Origin of the sequence: Micromonospora chokoriensis, assembly GCF_900091505.1 — a bacterium.
GTDB classification, from domain to species: domain Bacteria; phylum Actinomycetota; class Actinomycetes; order Mycobacteriales; family Micromonosporaceae; genus Micromonospora; species Micromonospora chokoriensis.
Genome location: NZ_LT607409.1, coordinates 756,518 through 772,261, shown reverse-complemented (window position 1 = coordinate 772,261; position 15,744 = coordinate 756,518). Strand labels below are relative to the sequence as shown.

The 15,744-nt window shown below is 72.5% G+C and carries 17 protein-coding genes; 8 read left to right on the top strand and 9 right to left on the bottom strand.

Annotation, left to right across the window (positions count from 1 at the left end):
- Window positions 1-43 precede the first annotated feature (43 nt).
- From GA0070612_RS03580 to GA0070612_RS03565, 4 genes are all read left to right on the top strand, one after another.
- Window positions 44-217 (top strand): CsbD family protein, encoded by a 174-nt coding sequence (locus GA0070612_RS03580; RefSeq protein ID WP_088986618.1) that lies wholly within the window; start codon window positions 44-46, stop codon window positions 215-217.
- 163 nt (window positions 218-380) lie between these two features.
- Window positions 381-728, top strand: coding sequence for an ArsR/SmtB family transcription factor (locus tag GA0070612_RS03575; protein ID WP_088986617.1), 348 nt, complete (start codon window positions 381-383; stop codon window positions 726-728).
- 5 nt (window positions 729-733) lie between these two features.
- Window positions 734-1,003, top strand: coding sequence for a hypothetical protein (locus GA0070612_RS03570; protein WP_157742418.1), 270 nt, complete (start codon window positions 734-736; stop codon window positions 1,001-1,003).
- A 119-nt stretch (window positions 1,004-1,122) separates the two neighbouring features.
- The gene (locus tag GA0070612_RS03565) at window positions 1,123-2,580 is read left to right on the top strand and encodes an alpha/beta hydrolase (RefSeq protein WP_088986615.1); all 1,458 of its coding nucleotides are present in this window, start codon (window positions 1,123-1,125) and stop codon (window positions 2,578-2,580) included.
- Window positions 2,581-2,626: 46 nt separating this feature from the next.
- Here the strand turns inward: GA0070612_RS03565 and GA0070612_RS03560 are convergent, their stop codons facing one another.
- The 4 genes from GA0070612_RS03560 to GA0070612_RS03545 all read right to left on the bottom strand — a co-directional run bounded on the left by GA0070612_RS03560 (window position 2,627) and on the right by GA0070612_RS03545 (window position 6,469).
- A complete protein-coding gene (locus GA0070612_RS03560; protein ID WP_088986614.1) occupies window positions 2,627-3,268 on the bottom strand; it encodes an SAM-dependent methyltransferase in 642 nt (213 codons plus the stop codon).
- A gap of 139 nt (window positions 3,269-3,407) precedes the next feature.
- Complete coding sequence (locus tag GA0070612_RS03555; RefSeq protein WP_088986613.1) at window positions 3,408-4,667, bottom strand: RNA polymerase sigma factor; 1,260 nt, start codon at window positions 4,665-4,667, stop codon at window positions 3,408-3,410.
- The gene (locus GA0070612_RS03550) at window positions 4,664-5,020 is read right to left on the bottom strand and encodes a YciI family protein (RefSeq protein ID WP_231924588.1); all 357 of its coding nucleotides are present in this window, start codon (window positions 5,018-5,020) and stop codon (window positions 4,664-4,666) included. The genes GA0070612_RS03555 and GA0070612_RS03550 overlap by 4 nt, the downstream gene beginning before the upstream one ends.
- Before the next feature lie 162 nt (window positions 5,021-5,182).
- Window positions 5,183-6,469 carry a DUF2786 domain-containing protein gene (locus GA0070612_RS03545; protein WP_088986611.1) on the bottom strand — a complete coding sequence of 429 codons (1,287 nt, stop codon included), beginning with the start codon at window positions 6,467-6,469 and terminating at the stop codon, window positions 5,183-5,185.
- A gap of 444 nt (window positions 6,470-6,913) precedes the next feature.
- On the opposite strand from GA0070612_RS03545, the gene GA0070612_RS03535 reads away from it, so the two are divergent.
- Together GA0070612_RS03535 and GA0070612_RS03530 are read left to right on the top strand one after the other, a co-directional pair.
- A complete protein-coding gene (locus tag GA0070612_RS03535) occupies window positions 6,914-7,390 on the top strand; it encodes a DUF2243 domain-containing protein (RefSeq protein WP_197699302.1) in 477 nt (158 codons plus the stop codon).
- Window positions 7,387-8,247, top strand: a complete 861-nt coding sequence (locus tag GA0070612_RS03530; RefSeq protein WP_088986608.1) for a cytochrome c oxidase assembly protein — start codon at window positions 7,387-7,389, stop codon at window positions 8,245-8,247. Before GA0070612_RS03535 ends, GA0070612_RS03530 begins: the two co-directional genes overlap by 4 nt.
- 14 nt (window positions 8,248-8,261) lie before the next feature.
- On the opposite strand, the gene GA0070612_RS03525 is transcribed toward GA0070612_RS03530, so the two are convergent.
- The 5 genes from GA0070612_RS03525 to GA0070612_RS03505 form a co-directional block, all read right to left on the bottom strand.
- Entirely contained in the window at window positions 8,262-9,452 is a 1,191-nt protein-coding gene (locus GA0070612_RS03525; RefSeq protein WP_088986607.1) for a CaiB/BaiF CoA transferase family protein, read from the bottom strand.
- Window positions 9,449-11,602 carry a 3-hydroxyacyl-CoA dehydrogenase NAD-binding domain-containing protein gene (locus GA0070612_RS03520; protein WP_088986606.1) on the bottom strand — a complete coding sequence of 718 codons (2,154 nt, stop codon included), beginning with the start codon at window positions 11,600-11,602 and terminating at the stop codon, window positions 9,449-9,451. The genes GA0070612_RS03525 and GA0070612_RS03520 overlap by 4 nt, the downstream gene beginning before the upstream one ends.
- Before the next feature lie 14 nt (window positions 11,603-11,616).
- Window positions 11,617-12,831, bottom strand: a complete 1,215-nt coding sequence (locus GA0070612_RS03515) for an acetyl-CoA C-acetyltransferase (protein ID WP_088986605.1) — start codon at window positions 12,829-12,831, stop codon at window positions 11,617-11,619.
- Window positions 12,821-13,987: an acyl-CoA dehydrogenase family protein gene (locus GA0070612_RS03510; RefSeq protein WP_088991245.1), complete on the bottom strand. Its 1,167-nt coding sequence runs from the start codon at window positions 13,985-13,987 to the stop codon at window positions 12,821-12,823. Before GA0070612_RS03510 ends, GA0070612_RS03515 begins: the two co-directional genes overlap by 11 nt.
- 345 nt (window positions 13,988-14,332) lie before the next feature.
- Window positions 14,333-14,551: a helix-turn-helix transcriptional regulator gene (locus GA0070612_RS03505; protein WP_331716389.1), complete on the bottom strand. Its 219-nt coding sequence runs from the start codon at window positions 14,549-14,551 to the stop codon at window positions 14,333-14,335.
- 157 nt (window positions 14,552-14,708) lie between these two features.
- On the opposite strand from GA0070612_RS03505, the gene GA0070612_RS03500 reads away from it, so the two are divergent.
- Window positions 14,709-14,966 carry a hypothetical protein gene (locus tag GA0070612_RS03500; protein WP_157742417.1) on the top strand — a complete coding sequence of 86 codons (258 nt, stop codon included), beginning with the start codon at window positions 14,709-14,711 and terminating at the stop codon, window positions 14,964-14,966.
- A 70-nt stretch (window positions 14,967-15,036) separates the two neighbouring features.
- Entirely contained in the window at window positions 15,037-15,699 is a 663-nt protein-coding gene (locus GA0070612_RS03495; RefSeq protein WP_088986603.1) for a TetR/AcrR family transcriptional regulator, read from the top strand.
- The last annotated feature ends 45 nt before the right edge of the window (window positions 15,700-15,744 follow it).

Here is a 15,744-nt window from a genome sequence, read left to right as displayed (position 1 = left end):
GGTACTGCTGGTGTCGTAGCGACGCTTGCGATGGAGGTTGGCAATGGGTTTCGACGACAAGATCAACAACGCCACCGAGGACGCGGCCGGCAAGCTGAAGGAAGGCGCCGGTCGGGCCACCGACAACGAGCAGCTCGAGGCCGAGGGTCGCGCCGACCAGTCGACCGCCAAGCTCAAGCAGGCCGGCGAGAAGATCAAGGACGCCTTCAAGAGCTGACGTACGACGTACCCCGCACGCCGGGTCGGTGATCTTTCACCGGCCCGGCGTGCTGTGTGTCCGGGTGCTTTCGCGCCCCTGAGATCCCCCTGATTCCGTCTTCGCTCCCCACCGTCGCGCGCCGCAACCTGCTAGCTTCTTTTTGCATGTGCGAGGGCTTGTTGTGAGCAGTGCCCCACCGCCGGCCGGCGACGACCTGGTGCGGGTGCTGGCCGCCCTGGCCAATCCGCATCGGTTGCGGATCGTGGCAGCGCTGTCCCGTGAGCGTGCGTACGTCAGCGGGCTGGCCCGGCAACTGGGCATCAGCCGAGCGCTGTTGCAGGTCCACCTACGGAAGCTGGCGGCGGCCGGGCTGGTCACCGCTCGCCTGGAGTTGTCGGAGGACGGGAAGGCCATGAACTACTACGAGGTGGAGCCGTTCGTGCTCACACTCACTCCCCACGTCGTCGCGGCGGCGGCCGAAACGCTGACCGTGCCCGACTCGGCCGAGCAGCCCGGAGGATCGCGGTGACCGGGATGAGCGAGCACGACTGGACCGAGGTGGTCGGCGCGATCGGCATCTTCGCCCTGATCATCAGCGTGTTCACGGTGACCGTCGTGCAGGTCGCCAAGACCCGGCGGGCCCGGTACGAGGCGGCCCGCGCGGACGACTACCGCCAACTCGCCGAGACGGCCGCCCGTGCCCAGGCGGAGAACACCCGACTGCTCGCGGCGATGGAAGGGCGGTTGAGCGGAATGGAGACCCGGATGAACAGTGTCGAACGGGTGCTGACCGAGGTCGACTGACCCCGGCCGCAGACCCCGGGCCGCCGAGCGGCTACTCGACGGCCCGGGTGGAAGAGCGTCACCCCGCCCAGTGGGCGGGTTACACCGGCAACGCTCCTACCCGGAGAGGACAACACCTCATGCTGCGCGTACGCAAATCCGCAGTCGCCTGGGCGGTCACCCTGGCCCTCACTGCCACCGGCCTGGCCCCGGCGAGCCCCGCCGCCGCCCGACCACAACCCGCCCCGACGATCGACTGGCGGCCCTGCGTCAAGGACGCCACCGCCGAGTGCGGCACAGTGTCGCTGCCGGTCGACTGGAACCGACCACGGGGTGAGCGCTTCGACCTGGAGTTGGCCCGTCGGGCCGCGGACCCGGCCGTCCGGGAAGGGGTGCTGTTCTTCGGCCCCGGCGGACCGGGGGACAGCGGCGTGGATCGGGTGGTGGAGGGCAGTTCCCGGTTCAGCCCCGACCTGCGCCGCCGGTTCGACATCGTCAGCTTCGACCCGCGCGGCACCGGACGCAGCCACCCGGTGATCTGCTCGCGGGACCTGCTCGGCCGGCAACCGCAGGTGATCGCCGACCACGCCCATTTCGACGCCACACTGGAGAACAACGCCTTGCTGCGCGCCGACTGCCGGGCCCGCACCGGTGCGCTCTACGACCACGTGGACACCACCAGTGCCGCCCGTGACCTGGACGCGGTCCGTGCCGCGCTCGGCGAACGGCAGCTCACCTTCCACGGCAGCTCGTACGGCACCCTGCTCGGGCAGCGGTACGCCGAACTGTTCCCCGGCCGGGTCCGGGCCATGGTGTTGGAGGCCGCCATGGACCACAGCCTCGGCACCCGGGCCTTCCTGGACACCCAGGCCGTCACCGCGGAAGGGGCGTTCGACGAATTCCTCGCCTGGTGTGCCCGCTCCGCCGACTGTGTGCTGCACGACAGTGACGTACGGGCGATCTGGGCCGGGCTGCATTCCCGGGCCGAGCGGGGCACGCTGACCGACCCCGACCGGGCCGGCGCGGCGCTCGCCCCGTTCGAACTGAGCCGGCTCGCCCACAAGAAGCTCTACGACACGTGGCGGTGGCCGGGGCTCGCCGAGTGGATCGTCAGGCTGGAGGGCGCCGGCGCCGCCCGCGTCAGCCCGCTGTCCGACGAGGCGGTGGCTCCGTACCCCTTCGCGGTCTTCTGCCAGGACTGGAGCCTGCCGGTCCGCGACTACCGCGAGTACGCCGGACATCTGCGCCGCAGCGCGCAGCTCGCGCCCGACCTGCGCTACCCGCCCGCGCTGTTCGCGGTGGTCACCTGCCTGGGCGCGCCGACGCCGGTGGCCAACCCGCAGCACCGGTTACGGGTCCGCACCGACGTGCCGTTGCTGATCGCCGCCACCGTGCACGACCCGGCGAGCGGTTACGGCTGGGCTCGTAACCTGGCCCGGCAGTTGGGCCGGCACGGCGTGCTGCTCACGTACCAGGGGTGGGGGCACGGCAGCTACAGCAGCAGCCCGTGCGTGCAGCAGACCGTCGACGCCTACCTGATCGACCTGGTGGTGCCGGCTCGGGACGCCGGTTGCCCGGCCGTCGAGCCCGAAGTCTGAGCACGTGCCGCCGGCCGTCGGGGAACGCCGACGGCCGGCGGTGTGGTCAGCTGCGTCGGGTGGCGCGTACGACGACGTCGTGCAGCGTCTTCTCGTGCCCACCGGGTCCGGTCACCGTGCGGTGGTGCTCCGCAGCGGTGGTGACCTCCCACGCGGTGCTGTCCAGACCGGCGGTGATGTCCGCGAGCGTGACCGATGCCTCGGTGGGCGGGTGGTGATCGTGCCCGGTGGTGCCCGACGCGTGCAGGTGCCCGACGATGAGCAGGGCGCCGCCCGGTGCCACCCAGGCGGCGAGCCGGTCGTAGAAGGCCAGCTGCGGCATCGCGGGATGCGCATAGTGGGTGGTGACGAGATCGAACCGGGCACCCGGCTCCCAGACCGTCAGGTCCGCCTCCACGAACCGCACCCGGTCGGACACCCCGCTGGTCGCGGCTCGGTCGGCGGCACGGGTGAGGGCGGCGGAGGCGAGGTCGACGCCGGTCACCCGCCAGCCGTGCGAGGCGAGCCAGACCGCCTCCGCGCCGGTGCCGCACCCGGCGTCCAGGGCCGTGCCCGGCGTCAGCTCGGCGGTCTCTCGAGCCAGGTACGGGTGCGCGAGGGTGCCGGTCACGGCGTCGGGACGCTCGTGGTGCGCCTGGTGCCAGTGCCGGTCCCAGTAGTCCTTGTCGAATTCGTGCCGCTCGGTCATCTGTCGCTCCTCCGCGTGTCGCCACCGACTGTGACCGGCGCCGGAACGATCCGCAAAGCCTGTTGCCGAATGGCAAAAGAGTTCCTCGGTCTGATCGGCGAGCAGGGCGAACGCGCACACCTCGCTCCACCCCGACGACCTAGGGCGCGCGTGGCCCGGTCAGTCGGGCGGCCCGCAACTCCAGGTAGCGCTGCTCGGGCAGGCTCGTGGTGCCGCGTGCCGCCGCCAGGTACGCGTCCCGTGCCGCCTCCGGTTCACCGGCCAGCTCCAGCAGGTGCGCCCGGACGGCGGCGAGCCGGTGGTGCCCGGCGGTGCGCTCGTCGGCGTCCAACGCGGTCAGCAGGGTGAGCCCGGCCTGCGGCCCGTCCACCATGGCCACCGCCACCGCCTGGTTGAGGGTGACCATCGGGTTCGGGGCGATCCGGGCCAGCAGCCGGTAGAGCGCGACGATCTGCCGCCAGTCCGTCTCCGCCGCCGTCGACGCCTCGGCGTGCACCGCGGCGATCGCCGCCTGGAGCTGGTACGGGCCCGGCGGAGACCAGGTCAACGCCTCCGTGATCAGGGCGATCCCCTCCGCGATGGCGGCGGCGTCCCACCGGGTGCGGTCCTGCTCGGCCAACGGCACCAGGTCCCCGTCGGCGCCGACCCGGGCCGCCCGGTGCGCGTCGGTGAGCAGCATGAGCGCCAGCAACCCGGCCACCTCACCGTCGTCGGGCAGCAGCCCGTGCAGGATGCGGGCCAGCCGGATCGCCTCGGCGGTCAGGTCGGCCCGGTGCAGATCCGGCCCGCTGGACGCGGTGTACCCCTCGTTGAAGATCAGGTACAGCACCCGCAGCACCGTCCGCAGCCGCTCCTCCCGCTCACCCGGCGCGGGCAGGTCGAACCGGGCGCCGGCGGCCTCGATCCGCTGCTTCGCGCGGCGGATCCGCTGGCTCATCGTCGCCTCCGGCACCAGGTGCGCCCGGGCGATCTGGGCGGTGCTGAGACCACCGACCGCGCGCAGCGTCAGCGCCACCTGCGCCGATCCGGTCAGCGCCGGGTGGCAGCAGAGGAAGAGCAGGGTCAACGTGTCGTCGGCGTCCGGCACCGCCGGCTCCTCGTCGGCGGGCGGCGACACCCCGGCGTACGCCGGCTCCCGCAACGCCACCGCCGCCTCGCGGTCCCGGCGGGCGCTCTCGCTGCGCCACTCGTCGGTGAGCCGACGGGTGGCGACGGTGAGCAGCCAGGCGCGGGGATTGTCCGGTACGCCCTGCCCGGGCCACTGCGTCGCGGCGGCGAGCAGCGCCTCCTGGACCGCGTCCTCGCACCTGTCGAACTGGCCGTGTCGGCGGACCAGGAGGCCGAGGACCTGCGGCGCGAGCGTACGCAGCAGGTCCTCGACCGTCCGGTCGTCGGTCACATCTCCGTCCCGGCCTGCTCCATCACCGGACGGACCTCCATCGCGCCGCCGAACCGCACGTCCGGCCAGCGGGCGGCGATCTCGGCGGCCCGCTGCGGGCTGTCGCAGTCGACGGTCAGATACCCGGCGAACTGCTCCTTGCTCTCCATGAACGGCCCGTCGACGACCTCCGGGCTGCCGCCGACGAGCCGGACCGTCACCGTCTGCGCCGGGTTGGCCAACGCCTGGCCGTCGATTAACTCGCCGGTCTCGGTCAACTCCTTCATGATCTCGTCGACCTCGCCGAACAGGGCCGTGCGGTCCTGCTCGGTCAGCTCCTCGGTGAAGCCGGGCCGGTTCCAGATCAGCAGCATGTACTTCACAGTGGTGCTCCTCAGACCTCGATCGCACCCCGGTCGGGGCGCGGCTCACGGGAGGGTCGGAGTCGTCGCCCCGTTCCCTACGGCTCAGCGAAGAAAATCCCAGAAATCTCCGCCGGTGGTGCTCCCACGCCGGTCGAGCCGGCGACGCTGCGGTCAGCGCCGCCCGGGTGGACGCCCGCCGGGCACCTGCCGGGGCTTCCGCCCGCCGCCGACGTCCAACGACGCCCGGTCGGCGGCCGACGTGCCGGAGGACCAGCCCTCGGCGTCCCGGACGCTGAGTCGATGCCGGGTGACGCCGGGGAAGAGCGTGTCCAGCCGCTCGCGGACCGCCTCACCCCGTGCGGCGAGCACCGGCAACAGCCGCTCCGCCCCGGTCGTCTCGGCCGTCGCCCGGTCCGCCGCTTCGGTCGCCGCCTCGGTGGCCGTACGCAGCCGCTCGCCGATCCGCAGCGCGAACGCGTTGAGGAAGGACTCGTCCCACGCCTTCGTCCGCCGCCCCGACCCCGAGCGCCGCTCGGCGCGCCCCCGCAGCATCGCGGCCGTCGCCTGCACCAGCAACGAGGTGTAGAGCAGCTCCACCGCCACCAGATCCGCCGGCCAACCCAGCACGGTGGTGAAGCCGAGATCGTCGGACCAGACCGCCTCGCAGCGGTTCGCCGCCGCCACCTCCTGCACCAGCAGCGCCTTCGCGCCCGCGTACGGGGTGTCGGTGCTCAGGCGTACCCCACCGGGCTGGTCGCCGCGCTCCGCCCCGGCGGCCAGCAGCGCCTCGTCGATGCTGTGCCGGGCGATCAACTCCTGCGCCTTGGCGGTCAACGCCTCCGCCTCGGCCGGGAAGGTCGTCGACTCGGCCTTGGCCAGCAACGCCCGTACCCGGTCGAGCATCGGTGACCCGCTGCGGGCCGCTCCCGCCGGTCGGGCGGTCACCGCGCCGGTCGTGCCCGGCGGTGGGCGCAGCACCGCGATCGGCGGCAGGCTCTCCAGCAGCGCGAGAGTCTCCACAGCGGTCCGGAGCGCGTCGGCCCGGTCCAGGCCCTCCGCAATCGTCCAGGAGGCCAGCACGTCGTCGTCGGTCCTGCGGACGTCGGCGGTCCTGCGGACGTCGGCGGTCAGCCCGCGTAGCTGGTCGTCCCACCAGGTGGGGACCGGTTCGGGCTGGGTACGCCGCTGGGCGGCCATCGCCGCGCGGACCAGCAGTGCCGCACGGCTGCCGAGCCGCCGGTCGACGATCCGGTCCACGTCGGCCGGCTGCCAGCCGCGCGGCCACAGTCGGCTCAGACCGCGGATCAGGCGGCCCGACAACGCCGCGTCCACCGCTGTGCTGCCGTCCGCCGCGCCGGTGCCGACCATCAGCTGGTCCAGCTGTCGTTCGGCCTGCCGTACGTCGGTGCCGCGCACCGCCGCGAGCGCGTTGGCGACGAGTTCGTCAGCGTTCGGCACGGGCACCTCCTTGACTGGCTCTGACCTGCGCTGCCCCTCCAGGCTCCATGATCATGCCGCGCGGGGTGTCGGAGCCGTGAAACGGGCACCCGCGCGGGTCTCCCGCACCGCACCGCCCTGCCCGGCCCTGCCCGGCCCTGCCCGGCCCTGCCCGGCCCTGCCCGGCCCTGCCCGGCCCGGCCCGGCCCTGCCCGGCCCGGCCCGGCCCTGCCCGGCCCGCCCGGCCCGGCCCTGTCCGGCCCGGCCCTGTCCGGCCCGGCCCTGTCCGGCCCGGCCCTGCCCGGGCCCTGGGGCGTGATCCACACGAGTTCCTCGAAGTGGCGGTATCCCGCCCCAGTTGATCGCCCCACTTCGCCGAACTCGTGATGACCTTGAGCGCGGTGACGGCATGACTCGGGCATTTTCGGGTATTTGTCGCTCCCTGACATGGATGCGAGGTGTGTGGTGGCCGAGTCGCGCCTGCCAGGGGCACGTGTCGTCGAGGTGCGCTCGTCCGTCCTGGTCGGTGTCCTGATCGGGGTCGCGATCATGGCCGCGGTGGACGAGATCGTCTTCCACCAGTTACTCGCCTGGCACCACTTCTACGACCGGTCCACACCGTCGGTGGCGCTGCTCTCCGACGGTCTGCTGCACGCCGCCGAGGTGGTCGCCCTGGTCGGCGGCTTCTTCTGGCTCGCCGACCTGCGCCGACGGGGTGCTCTGTCGAGCCGGCTGACCTGGGGTGGCCTCCTGCTCGGCGCCGGAGGTTTCCAGCTCTTCGACGGGCTGGTCGACCACAAGGTGCTGCGGCTGCACCAGATCCGCTATGGCGTACACCTGGTTCCGTACGACGTGGTGTGGAACGTGGCCGGCGCGGTGCTGCTGCTGGCCGGCATCGCGGTGGTGTGGCGAAGCCGGTCCCGGGGTGACGGCCGACGATGACGGAACCGACGGTGTTCGCGCACGGCGGGCACGCGGCGGAGGGGCCGGGTTGGTTGCCGCTCCTGCCGGTCGTGGTGCTGGCGGGCGTCTATATGGTGGCCGCCGTCCGCGACCAGCGTGGTTGGGACCACCGGCGCACCGCCGCGTGGCTGGTCGGCTGCGCCCTGTTGGCCGTCGCCGTGGGGTCGCCGGGCTGGCTCCCCGACGATCCGCGCGGGCACATGGCGCAACACCTGCTGCTCGGCATGCTGGCTCCGCTCGGGCTGGTGCTCGGCGCGCCGGTGACGCTGCTGCTACGGGTCTCCCCATCGGCGGTACGTCGGGCGACCGGTCGGCTGCTGCGTTCCCGGGCAGTGCACCTGCTCGCCCACCCGGTCACCGCCGCACTGTTGACCACCGGCGGGATGGCGTTGGTGCTGCTCACCCCGCTGTACGCCGTGGCCGAGCGGCAGCCGGTCCTGCACCACGCCGTGCACCTGCACTACCTGGCGGCCGGGTACCTGTTCGCCTGGTCGCTGGCCGGACCGGACCCGGCGCCCCGACGCCCCGGGCTGGCGGTGCGGGTCGGCGCGCTGATCGGCGCGGCGGCCGGTCACTCCGTGCTGGCCAAGTACCTGTACGCGCACGCCGAAACGCTCCCGCCCGGCCTGACCGACAGCGATCCGGCGGCGTTCCGGTCGGCGGCCCACCTCATGTACTACGGCGGCGACCTGGCCGAACTGCTGCTGGCGGTGGCCCTCTTCACCACCTGGTACGCCCGCCCCCACCGCCGCCGCCCAGCCCACCGCCCGTCCCCGTCCCCGTCCCGCCGCCCAATGCGGTTGATCAAGGGGTTTGCGTCAGAAGAGACTCCTTGACGCACACCCCTTGATCAACTTGAGGGTGGGTGCGGGGGCCACCCGGTGAGGATGTCGTCGACCGGTTGGGTGTCTCGGTCCGGGTCGGGGGCTGGGGTCGGGCGCGTTGTCGGTGTTCGGTCGAAGCGGGGTGCCGGCGCCGGTTGGATCTCTCCACCCACCTCGACGAACGTGTCCCGGGCGGCGTTGTGCGGGTGCCGGTGCGCCTCGCCGGGAGCGAGCACCGGCGCGACGCAGGCGTCCAGGTCGGCGAAGACCGCCGTCCACTCGTCCCGGGTGCGCTCGGCGAACCGCTCGGTGAACCGTCGCCGCAGCTCGTCCCAGCCGCTCGGGTCGTACTGCGCGGGCAGGTCCGGGTCGTCGGCGAGGTCGAGGCCGGCCAGGAGTACGGCGTAGAAGGCCGGTTCCACCGCGCCGACGGCCATGAATCCGCCGTCCGAGGTGGCGTACGTGTCGTAGAACGGCGCTCCACCGTCGAAGATGTTGCGCCCGCGCGGCGCGGCCCACAGGCCGGTGCCGAGCAGCCCGTGCAGGAACGAGGTGAGCAGGGCCGAACCGTCCACCATCGCCGCGTCGACCACCTGGCCGACGCCGGAGCGTTCCCGTTCCAGCAGTGCGGCCAGCACTCCGACGGCGAGCAGCATGCCGCCCCCGCCGAAGTCGCCGAGCAGGTTCATCGGGGCGTACGGGCGCTCGCCCGCGCGCCCCAGCGGCTCCAACGCCCCGGCGACCGCGATGTAGTCGATGTCGTGCCCGGCTCGGGCGGCCAGCGGGCCGTCCTGACCCCAGCCGGTCATCCGCGCGTACACCAGTCGGGGGTTGCGGGTCCGGCACACCTGCGGGCCGAAGCCGAGCCGCTCGGCCACCCCCGGCCGGTACGCCTCGACCAGCACGTCCGCCCTGTCGACCAGACGCAACAGGTCGGCCACGCCGTCCGGGGTCTTCAGGTCCAGCGTGGTGACCCGCCGACCGCGCTGCAACGGGCCACCGGTCGGGGCGGCCAGCCGGCCCGCTCCGGGTGCGCCCGGCCGGTCCACCCGCACCACGTCCGCGCCCAGGTCGGCGAGCACCATGCACCCGAACGGGGCCGGGGCGAGGCTGGCCAGTTCGACGACACGTACCCCGGCGAGCGGCCCGCCGCGTCCATCCGCGCCCGGGTCGTCGGCCGCCGCCGATCCGCCGGGGCTCGGCCAGGCGGCCGTCACGCGACGCCGGCCGGTTCGGCGGTACGGGCGGCGAGCCGGTCGACCAGGTCGGCGGGCGGCCTGAACCGGTCGCCGTAGCGGTCGGCCAACTCGGTGGCGCGGGCCGCGAAGCCCGCCGGACCGCCGGAGTACTGCCGGACGTAGCGGATCACCCCTCCGGTCCAGGCGGGGAAGCCGATGCCGAAGATCGAGCCGATGTTGGCGTCGGTCTCGGTCCGCAGCACGCCCTCGTCGAGGCAGCGCAGCGCGTCGAGCGCCTCGGCGAACAGCATCCGCTCCTGGAGGTCGGTGAACGGCACCGCCCGTCCCGCGTCGGTGGTCAGGTCCGCGAGGCCGGGCCACAACCGGCCCCGGGTGCCGTCGTCGTACGCGTAGAAGCCGCGCCCGGCGGCGCGTCCCGGCCGGTCGTACGCGTCGACCAGTTCGTCCACGAGCCGGTGCGCGGGCAGCGGCAGGAACTCCTCGCTGGCGGCCTCGAACTGGCGGCGGATCCGCTGGATCAGGGTGAGGCTGACCTCGTCGGCGAGCGCCAACGGCCCGGTCGGGTAGCCGGCCTGCAACGCGGCCTGCTCCACCGACGCGGCGGGGACGCCCTCGGCGACCATGCCGATCGCCTCGTCCATGAACTGTCCGATCACCCGGCTGGTGAAGAAGCCCCGGCCGTCGTTGACCACGATCGGGGTCTTGCCGATCCGGCGACCCAGGTCGAACGCGCGGGCCAGCGCGGCGTCGCCGGTCCGTTCGCCGACCACGATCTCCAGCAGTGGCATCCGGTCCACCGGGGAGAAGAAGTGCATGCCGATGAAGTCGGCCGGGCGGTCCACCCCCTCGGCCAGCCCGGTGATCGGCAGGGTGGACGTGTTGGAGGCGATCAGCGCGTCGGGTGCCAGCACGGGCAGCACCTCGGCGAAGACGGCCTTCTTCAGCGCCGGGTCCTCGAAGACCGCCTCGATGACCGCGTCGCAGCCGGTCAGCGCGTCCACCCGGTCGGTGGTGGTGATCCGGTCCAGCACCGCGTGGGCTTCCGCCTCCGTGGACCGGCCCTTGCGGACCCGGCGGGTCAGCAACCGTTCGGCGTGCTCCCGGGCCCGCCCGGCGGCCTCGGCCGTGACGTCCCTGACCACCACGTCGAGACCGGCGCTGGCGCAGGCGTACGCGATGCCCGCGCCCATCATGCCCGCCCCGAGCACCGCCACCCGCCGCACCGGTGCGACGTCCACCGACGGTCGGGCGGCACCGCCGTTGACGGCCTTCAGGTCGAAGAAGAACGCCCCGATCATGTTCTTGGCGACCTGCCCGGTGAGCAGGCCGATCAGGTGCCGGGTCTCCACTGTGAGCGCGGTGTCCACGTCGACCTGCGCGCCTTCCACGGCGGTGGCCAGGATCGCCTCCGGTGCGGGCAGCCGGGCACCCTTGAGCTGTTTGCGCAGTGTCGCCGGGAAGGCGGGCAACTGGGCGGCGAGGGACCGGCTGGCCGGGCTGCCGCCGGGCATCCGGTAGTCCGGTCGGTCCCACGGCTGCTTCGGCTGCGGGTTGGCGGCGATCCAGGCACGGGCGGAGTCCAGCAGTTCGGCCTCGGTGGCGACCACCTCGTCCACGATCCCGGCGGCCAGGGCGTCGGCCGGTCGCATCCGCCGACCGGTGAGCAGCACAGTGGTCAGCGCACCGGCCAGGCCGAGCATCCGTACGGTCCGGGTGACCCCGCCGGCCCCGGGCAGCAGACCCAGGGTCACCTCGGGCAATCCGAGCCGGCTGTCGGGCGCGTCCAGCGCGATCCGGTGGTGGCAGGCGAGCGCGATCTCCAGACCGCCGCCGAGCGCGGAGCCGTTGACCGCCGCCACCACCGGGCGGCCCAGCGTCTCCAGTCGGCGCAGGTCCCGTTTGATGGTGCCGAGCAGGTCGCTGAGAGCCGGGGCATCCGCGCGGGTGGCCTTGATCATCTCCGGCAGGTCACCACCCGCGAAGAACGTCGACTTCGCGCTGGTCACGATGACCCCGACAAGATCGGGCTCGGCCTCCAACCGGTCGAGGGCGGCGCTCATCGACGCGGCGTACGCCCGGTTCATGGTGTTCGCGGTCTGGGTGGGGTCGTCCAGCGTGAGCGTGACGATGCCGTCGGCGCCGCGGTCGTACCGGATGGTGTCGGTCATTGTCGTCCTCCGGGTCAGCAGCGCTCGAGAACGGTGGCGACGCCCATGCCGCCGCCGATGCAGAGGGTCACCACGGCGCGGCGCAGGTCGCGGCGTTCCAACTCGTCCAACGCGGTGCCGAGCAGCATGGCTCCGGTCGCGCCGAGCGGGTGGCCAAGGGCGATCGCGCCGCCGTTGACGTTCACCCGGTCCGGGTCGAGGCCCAGGTCACGGACGTACTTGAGCACCACCGCGGCGAACGCCTCGTTGATCTCGAACAGGTCGATGTCGTCGAGTGTCAACCCGGCGGCGGCGAGCGCCTTGTGGGTGGCCGGGATCGGACCGGTCAACATCAGCGTCGGGTCCGCGCCGGTGACCGCCGCGCCGACGATCCGGGCGCGTGGGGTGAGACCGAGGTCGCGGCCGACCTGTTCGGAGCCGATCAGCACCAGCGCCGCACCGTCCACGATGCCGGACGAGTTGCCCGCGTGGTGGACGTGCTCGATCGCCTCCAACCAGTGGAACTTCTGCAAGGCGACAGCGTCGAAACCGGCCGCCTCACCGATCGTGGCGAAGGACGGGGTGAGCCGGGCCAACGACTCCCGCGTCGTCTCCGGGCGCGGGTGTTCGTCGACGGTGAGGATGTCCAACCCGTTGGCGTCGCGGACCGGCACCACCGAACGCGCGAAGTGCCCGCCGGCCCACGCCTTGGCGGCCCGTTCCTGCGACCGCACCGCGTAACCGTCCACGTCGTCGCGGGTGAAACCCTCAAGGGTCGCGATCAGGTCGGCGCTGACGCCCTGCGGCACGAACGACGTGGCAAGCGCGGTCTGCGGGTCGGTCGCCCAGGCCGCGCCGTCGGAGCCCATCGGCACCCGGGACATCGACTCCACCCCGCCGGCCAGCAGCAGGTGCTCCCAGCCCGAGCGGATCCGCGCGGCGGCGGAGTTGACCGCCTCCAACCCGGAGGCGCAGAACCGGTTGAGCTGCACCCCGCCCACCTCGTCGGGCAGACCCGCCAGCAGCGCGGCGGCCCGCGCCAGGTCACCGCCCTGCTCGCCCACCGGTGTGACGATGCCGAGGAGAAGATCCTCCAACCGGCCCACGTCCAGGCCGGGGTTGCGCTCGCGCAACGCGTCGATCAGGCCGACCACCAGCGAGATGGGCTTGACCCCGTGCAGCGCGCCGGTGTCCCGGCCGCGTCCGCGCGGGGTGCGGACCGCGTCATAGACGTACGCCTCAGAGGCCACGGGCGATCAACTCCTTCATGATCTCGTTGGTGCCGCCGTAGATCTTCTGCACCCGGGCGTCGGCGTACATCCGGGCGATCGGATATTCGGTCGTGTAGCCGTAGCCACCGAAGATCTGCAGGCACCTGTCGATGACCTCGCACTGCCCTTCGGTGAGCCACGACTTCGCCATCGCGGCGGTCGCCACGTCCAGGTCGCCGCGGCTGTGCCGGACGATGCAGTCGTCCAGGAAGACCCGGCTGACCCGGGTACGGGTGGCGCACTCCGCGAGCACCATCCGGGTGTTCTGGTGGCCCATCAGCGGTTTGCCGAAGGCGGTGCGCTCCTTCGCGTACGCGACGGTGAGCGCTACCGCCCGCTCCATCGCCGCGACCGCGCCGACACCGATGACCAGCCGCTCCTGCGGGAGTTGCTGCATGAGCTGGACGAAGCCCATTCCCTCGACGCCGCCGAGCAGGTTGGCCGCCGGCACCCGGAACCCGTCGAAGAACAACTCGGCCGTGTCGTTGGCGTGCAGCCCGATCTTCGACAGCAACCGCCCCCGGCGGAACCCCTCCGGGTCACCGCCCACCTCGCAGACGAGCAGCGAGACACCGGCCGCCCGCTGCTCCGGGTCGGTCTTCACGGCCACGATGATCAGATCGGCCAGGCCGCCGTTGGTGATGAACGTCTTCGCGCCGGTGACCAGGTAGTCGTCGCCGTCGCGGACCGCCCGGGTACGCATCGCCTGAAGGTCGGAGCCGCCGTCCGGCTCGGTCATCGCAATCGCGCCGACCAGCTCACCGCTGCACAGGCCGGGCAGCCAGCGCCGCTTCTGCTCCTCGCTGCCGTACGCCGCCAGGTAACCGGTGACGATTCCACTGTGCACGGCCAGCCCGAGGCTGCTCTCCCCGGTGTACGCCTGCTCGTGCAGCATCACGGCCTCGTGGGTGAACCCGCCGCCCCCGCCGCCGTACTCCTCCGGGACGGACAGGCCGAGCAACCCCAGCTCACCGGCGCGCCGGTAGTGCTCGCGGTCCGGGTGGCCCTGCGTCTGCAGGCGTTCGTGGTGTGGCAGGACCTCCTTGGTGAAGAAGGTGCGGGCCAGGTCGGCGAGGTCGTCGTGCTCCGGCTGCCGCCAGGGCGAGGGTGGACCGTCGAGTGGGGGCGTCGGCATGAGCACCACCCTCGCGCCCTGTTGGCAGCATGTCAATAAGCCGTGGGGTGGCCCGTCCACCTCCGTCCGCCTCCGGCCACCACCGGCCACCACCTCAAGATCAAGTGATGAGAAAAGCCCGGCTTGATCGACTCCGTTTCCTTGAAGTCGGGCCATGCGCCCGACCTGGATGCCCCGTCTTCGGCAAACTCGAGTCGATCAAGGTGTGAGAGGTGGTGTGGGCGCAGGCGGAGTTCGAGTTCGGCGATGCCGCCTTCGTGCAAATGCCAGCCAGTGGCGGTGATCCGGTGGCCTGGCGCCGCTGGCAGGGGCAGTGCGGCCGCTGGGCTACGTGCGCGAAGGGTCTTACTCGGCTTCGTCGCCATCCGTCGGGCGCGGCGGGCGGTGCTCGGCGATCCACGCTTCGACATCAGCGCGCAGCCACACCTTCATGCCGCGTAGTTCCTGGTATGGCTTCGGGAAGCTCGGCCGCATGGCGATCTGCTGGAACCGACTCCGGGAGACGTTGAGTCGCTGGCCGATCTCGTACGGCCCCATCAACTCACCCGGCCCGCTGTCTGCCACATCTCGAACCTAGGCACGTTAGCCCGTCTCCAATCAGGGGTCCCCGATCGGGGGTCCCCAAAAGGGTTGACAGGAAAGCAAAAGTAGCTGAGTGTGGTCAGAGCATGTCACTGCGTCTTTTGCTGGGCGGCGTGGGCGTGGTCGGAGAGGGGTGCTGATGGACCAGGCGACGGAGTTGGCGTGGTTGCGGGAGCGGGTCGGGGGATTGGAGGCAGCGCTGCGCGGTGCGCGCAGGGAGTTGCTCGACCTCCGTTGTCGACTGACATTGATCGGTCGGGTGGTCCAGGACGTCGACCGGGTGCAGCAGGCGCCCGGCGTCGCCGTCGGTGCGATCAACGCGGCGCTCTACTCCGAGGCGTCCAATCTGCGCCACCTGGGACGGCACGTGGTGCGACGTCGCCGGGGCACCCGGTGAGCAGGTGATCACGGTACGTCGGCGCGCGACGACGAGGGCGACGCGGTGAGCTGCCGATAGGGTCGGGCAGATGAGTGTCGAGACGGCTCCGCGCCGCCGCCGGTTGGAGCCGGACGCCCGGCGCGGCCAGATCCTGGCCTGCGCGGTCCGGCTGTTCGGCGAACGCCCGTACGCGGAGGTGTCGACCACCGACGTCGCCCGTGAGGCGGGCGTCGCCCGGGGCCTGGTCAACCACTACTTCGGCACGAAGAAGGACCTCTACCTGGAGGTCGTCCGGGTGATGGTGACCATTCCGGAAGTGGCGGTGGAACGGCTGCCCAAGGGTGATCTCCGGACCCGGGTCGAGGCCAGTGTCACCTGGTTCCTCGACGTGGTGTCCCGGCACAGCACCTCGTGGTTGGCGGCGGTCACCGCCCGGGGGATGGGCGGCGACGCCGATGTGGAGCGGGTGCTCGCCGAGGCCGAGGAGGTCGCCGCGGACCGGATGCTGGTCGCCGTCGGGCTCGCCGACGAGGCCGAGGGCCGCGAGGAGCTGCGGGGGATGGTCCGGGCGTACTGCGGGCTGGCGACGGCCACCGCCCGGGAGTGGCTCCAGCGTGACGCGCTCACCCGGCCCCAGGTGCATCTGCTGCTCACCACGACCCTGTTGACGATTGTCGAACAGGTCGTTCCGCAGGTCCTGGCCGGCGACGCCGCGCCCCTGTCGGCGCGTCCGGCTGGGCCTCCCGGCTAGGGCGTGACGACGGGCGGTGACGCAGGCCACCGGTCCGATGGCGGC

Bases quoted from the DNA above. Each gene is read 5' to 3' on its own strand.
- GA0070612_RS03580 (WP_088986618.1), top strand. From the start codon at position 44: ATGGGTTTCGACGACAAGATCAACAACGCCACCGAGGACGCGGCCGGC.
- GA0070612_RS03570 (WP_157742418.1), top strand. From the start codon at position 734: ATGAGCGAGCACGACTGGACCGAGGTGGTCGGCGCGATCGGCATCTTC.
- GA0070612_RS03565 (WP_088986615.1), top strand. From the start codon at position 1,123: ATGCTGCGCGTACGCAAATCCGCAGTCGCCTGGGCGGTCACCCTGGCC.
- GA0070612_RS03560 (WP_088986614.1), bottom strand. From the start codon at position 3,268: ATGACCGAGCGGCACGAATTCGACAAGGACTACTGGGACCGGCACTGG.
- GA0070612_RS03550 (WP_231924588.1), bottom strand. From the start codon at position 5,020: ATGCTGCTGATCTGGAACCGGCCCGGCTTCACCGAGGAGCTGACCGAG.
- GA0070612_RS03530 (WP_088986608.1), top strand. From the start codon at position 7,387: ATGACGGAACCGACGGTGTTCGCGCACGGCGGGCACGCGGCGGAGGGG.
- GA0070612_RS03520 (WP_088986606.1), bottom strand. From the start codon at position 11,602: ATGACCGACACCATCCGGTACGACCGCGGCGCCGACGGCATCGTCACG.
- GA0070612_RS03510 (WP_088991245.1), bottom strand. From the start codon at position 13,987: ATGCCGACGCCCCCACTCGACGGTCCACCCTCGCCCTGGCGGCAGCCG.
- GA0070612_RS03500 (WP_157742417.1), top strand. From the start codon at position 14,709: ATGGACCAGGCGACGGAGTTGGCGTGGTTGCGGGAGCGGGTCGGGGGA.
- GA0070612_RS03495 (WP_088986603.1), top strand. From the start codon at position 15,037: ATGAGTGTCGAGACGGCTCCGCGCCGCCGCCGGTTGGAGCCGGACGCC.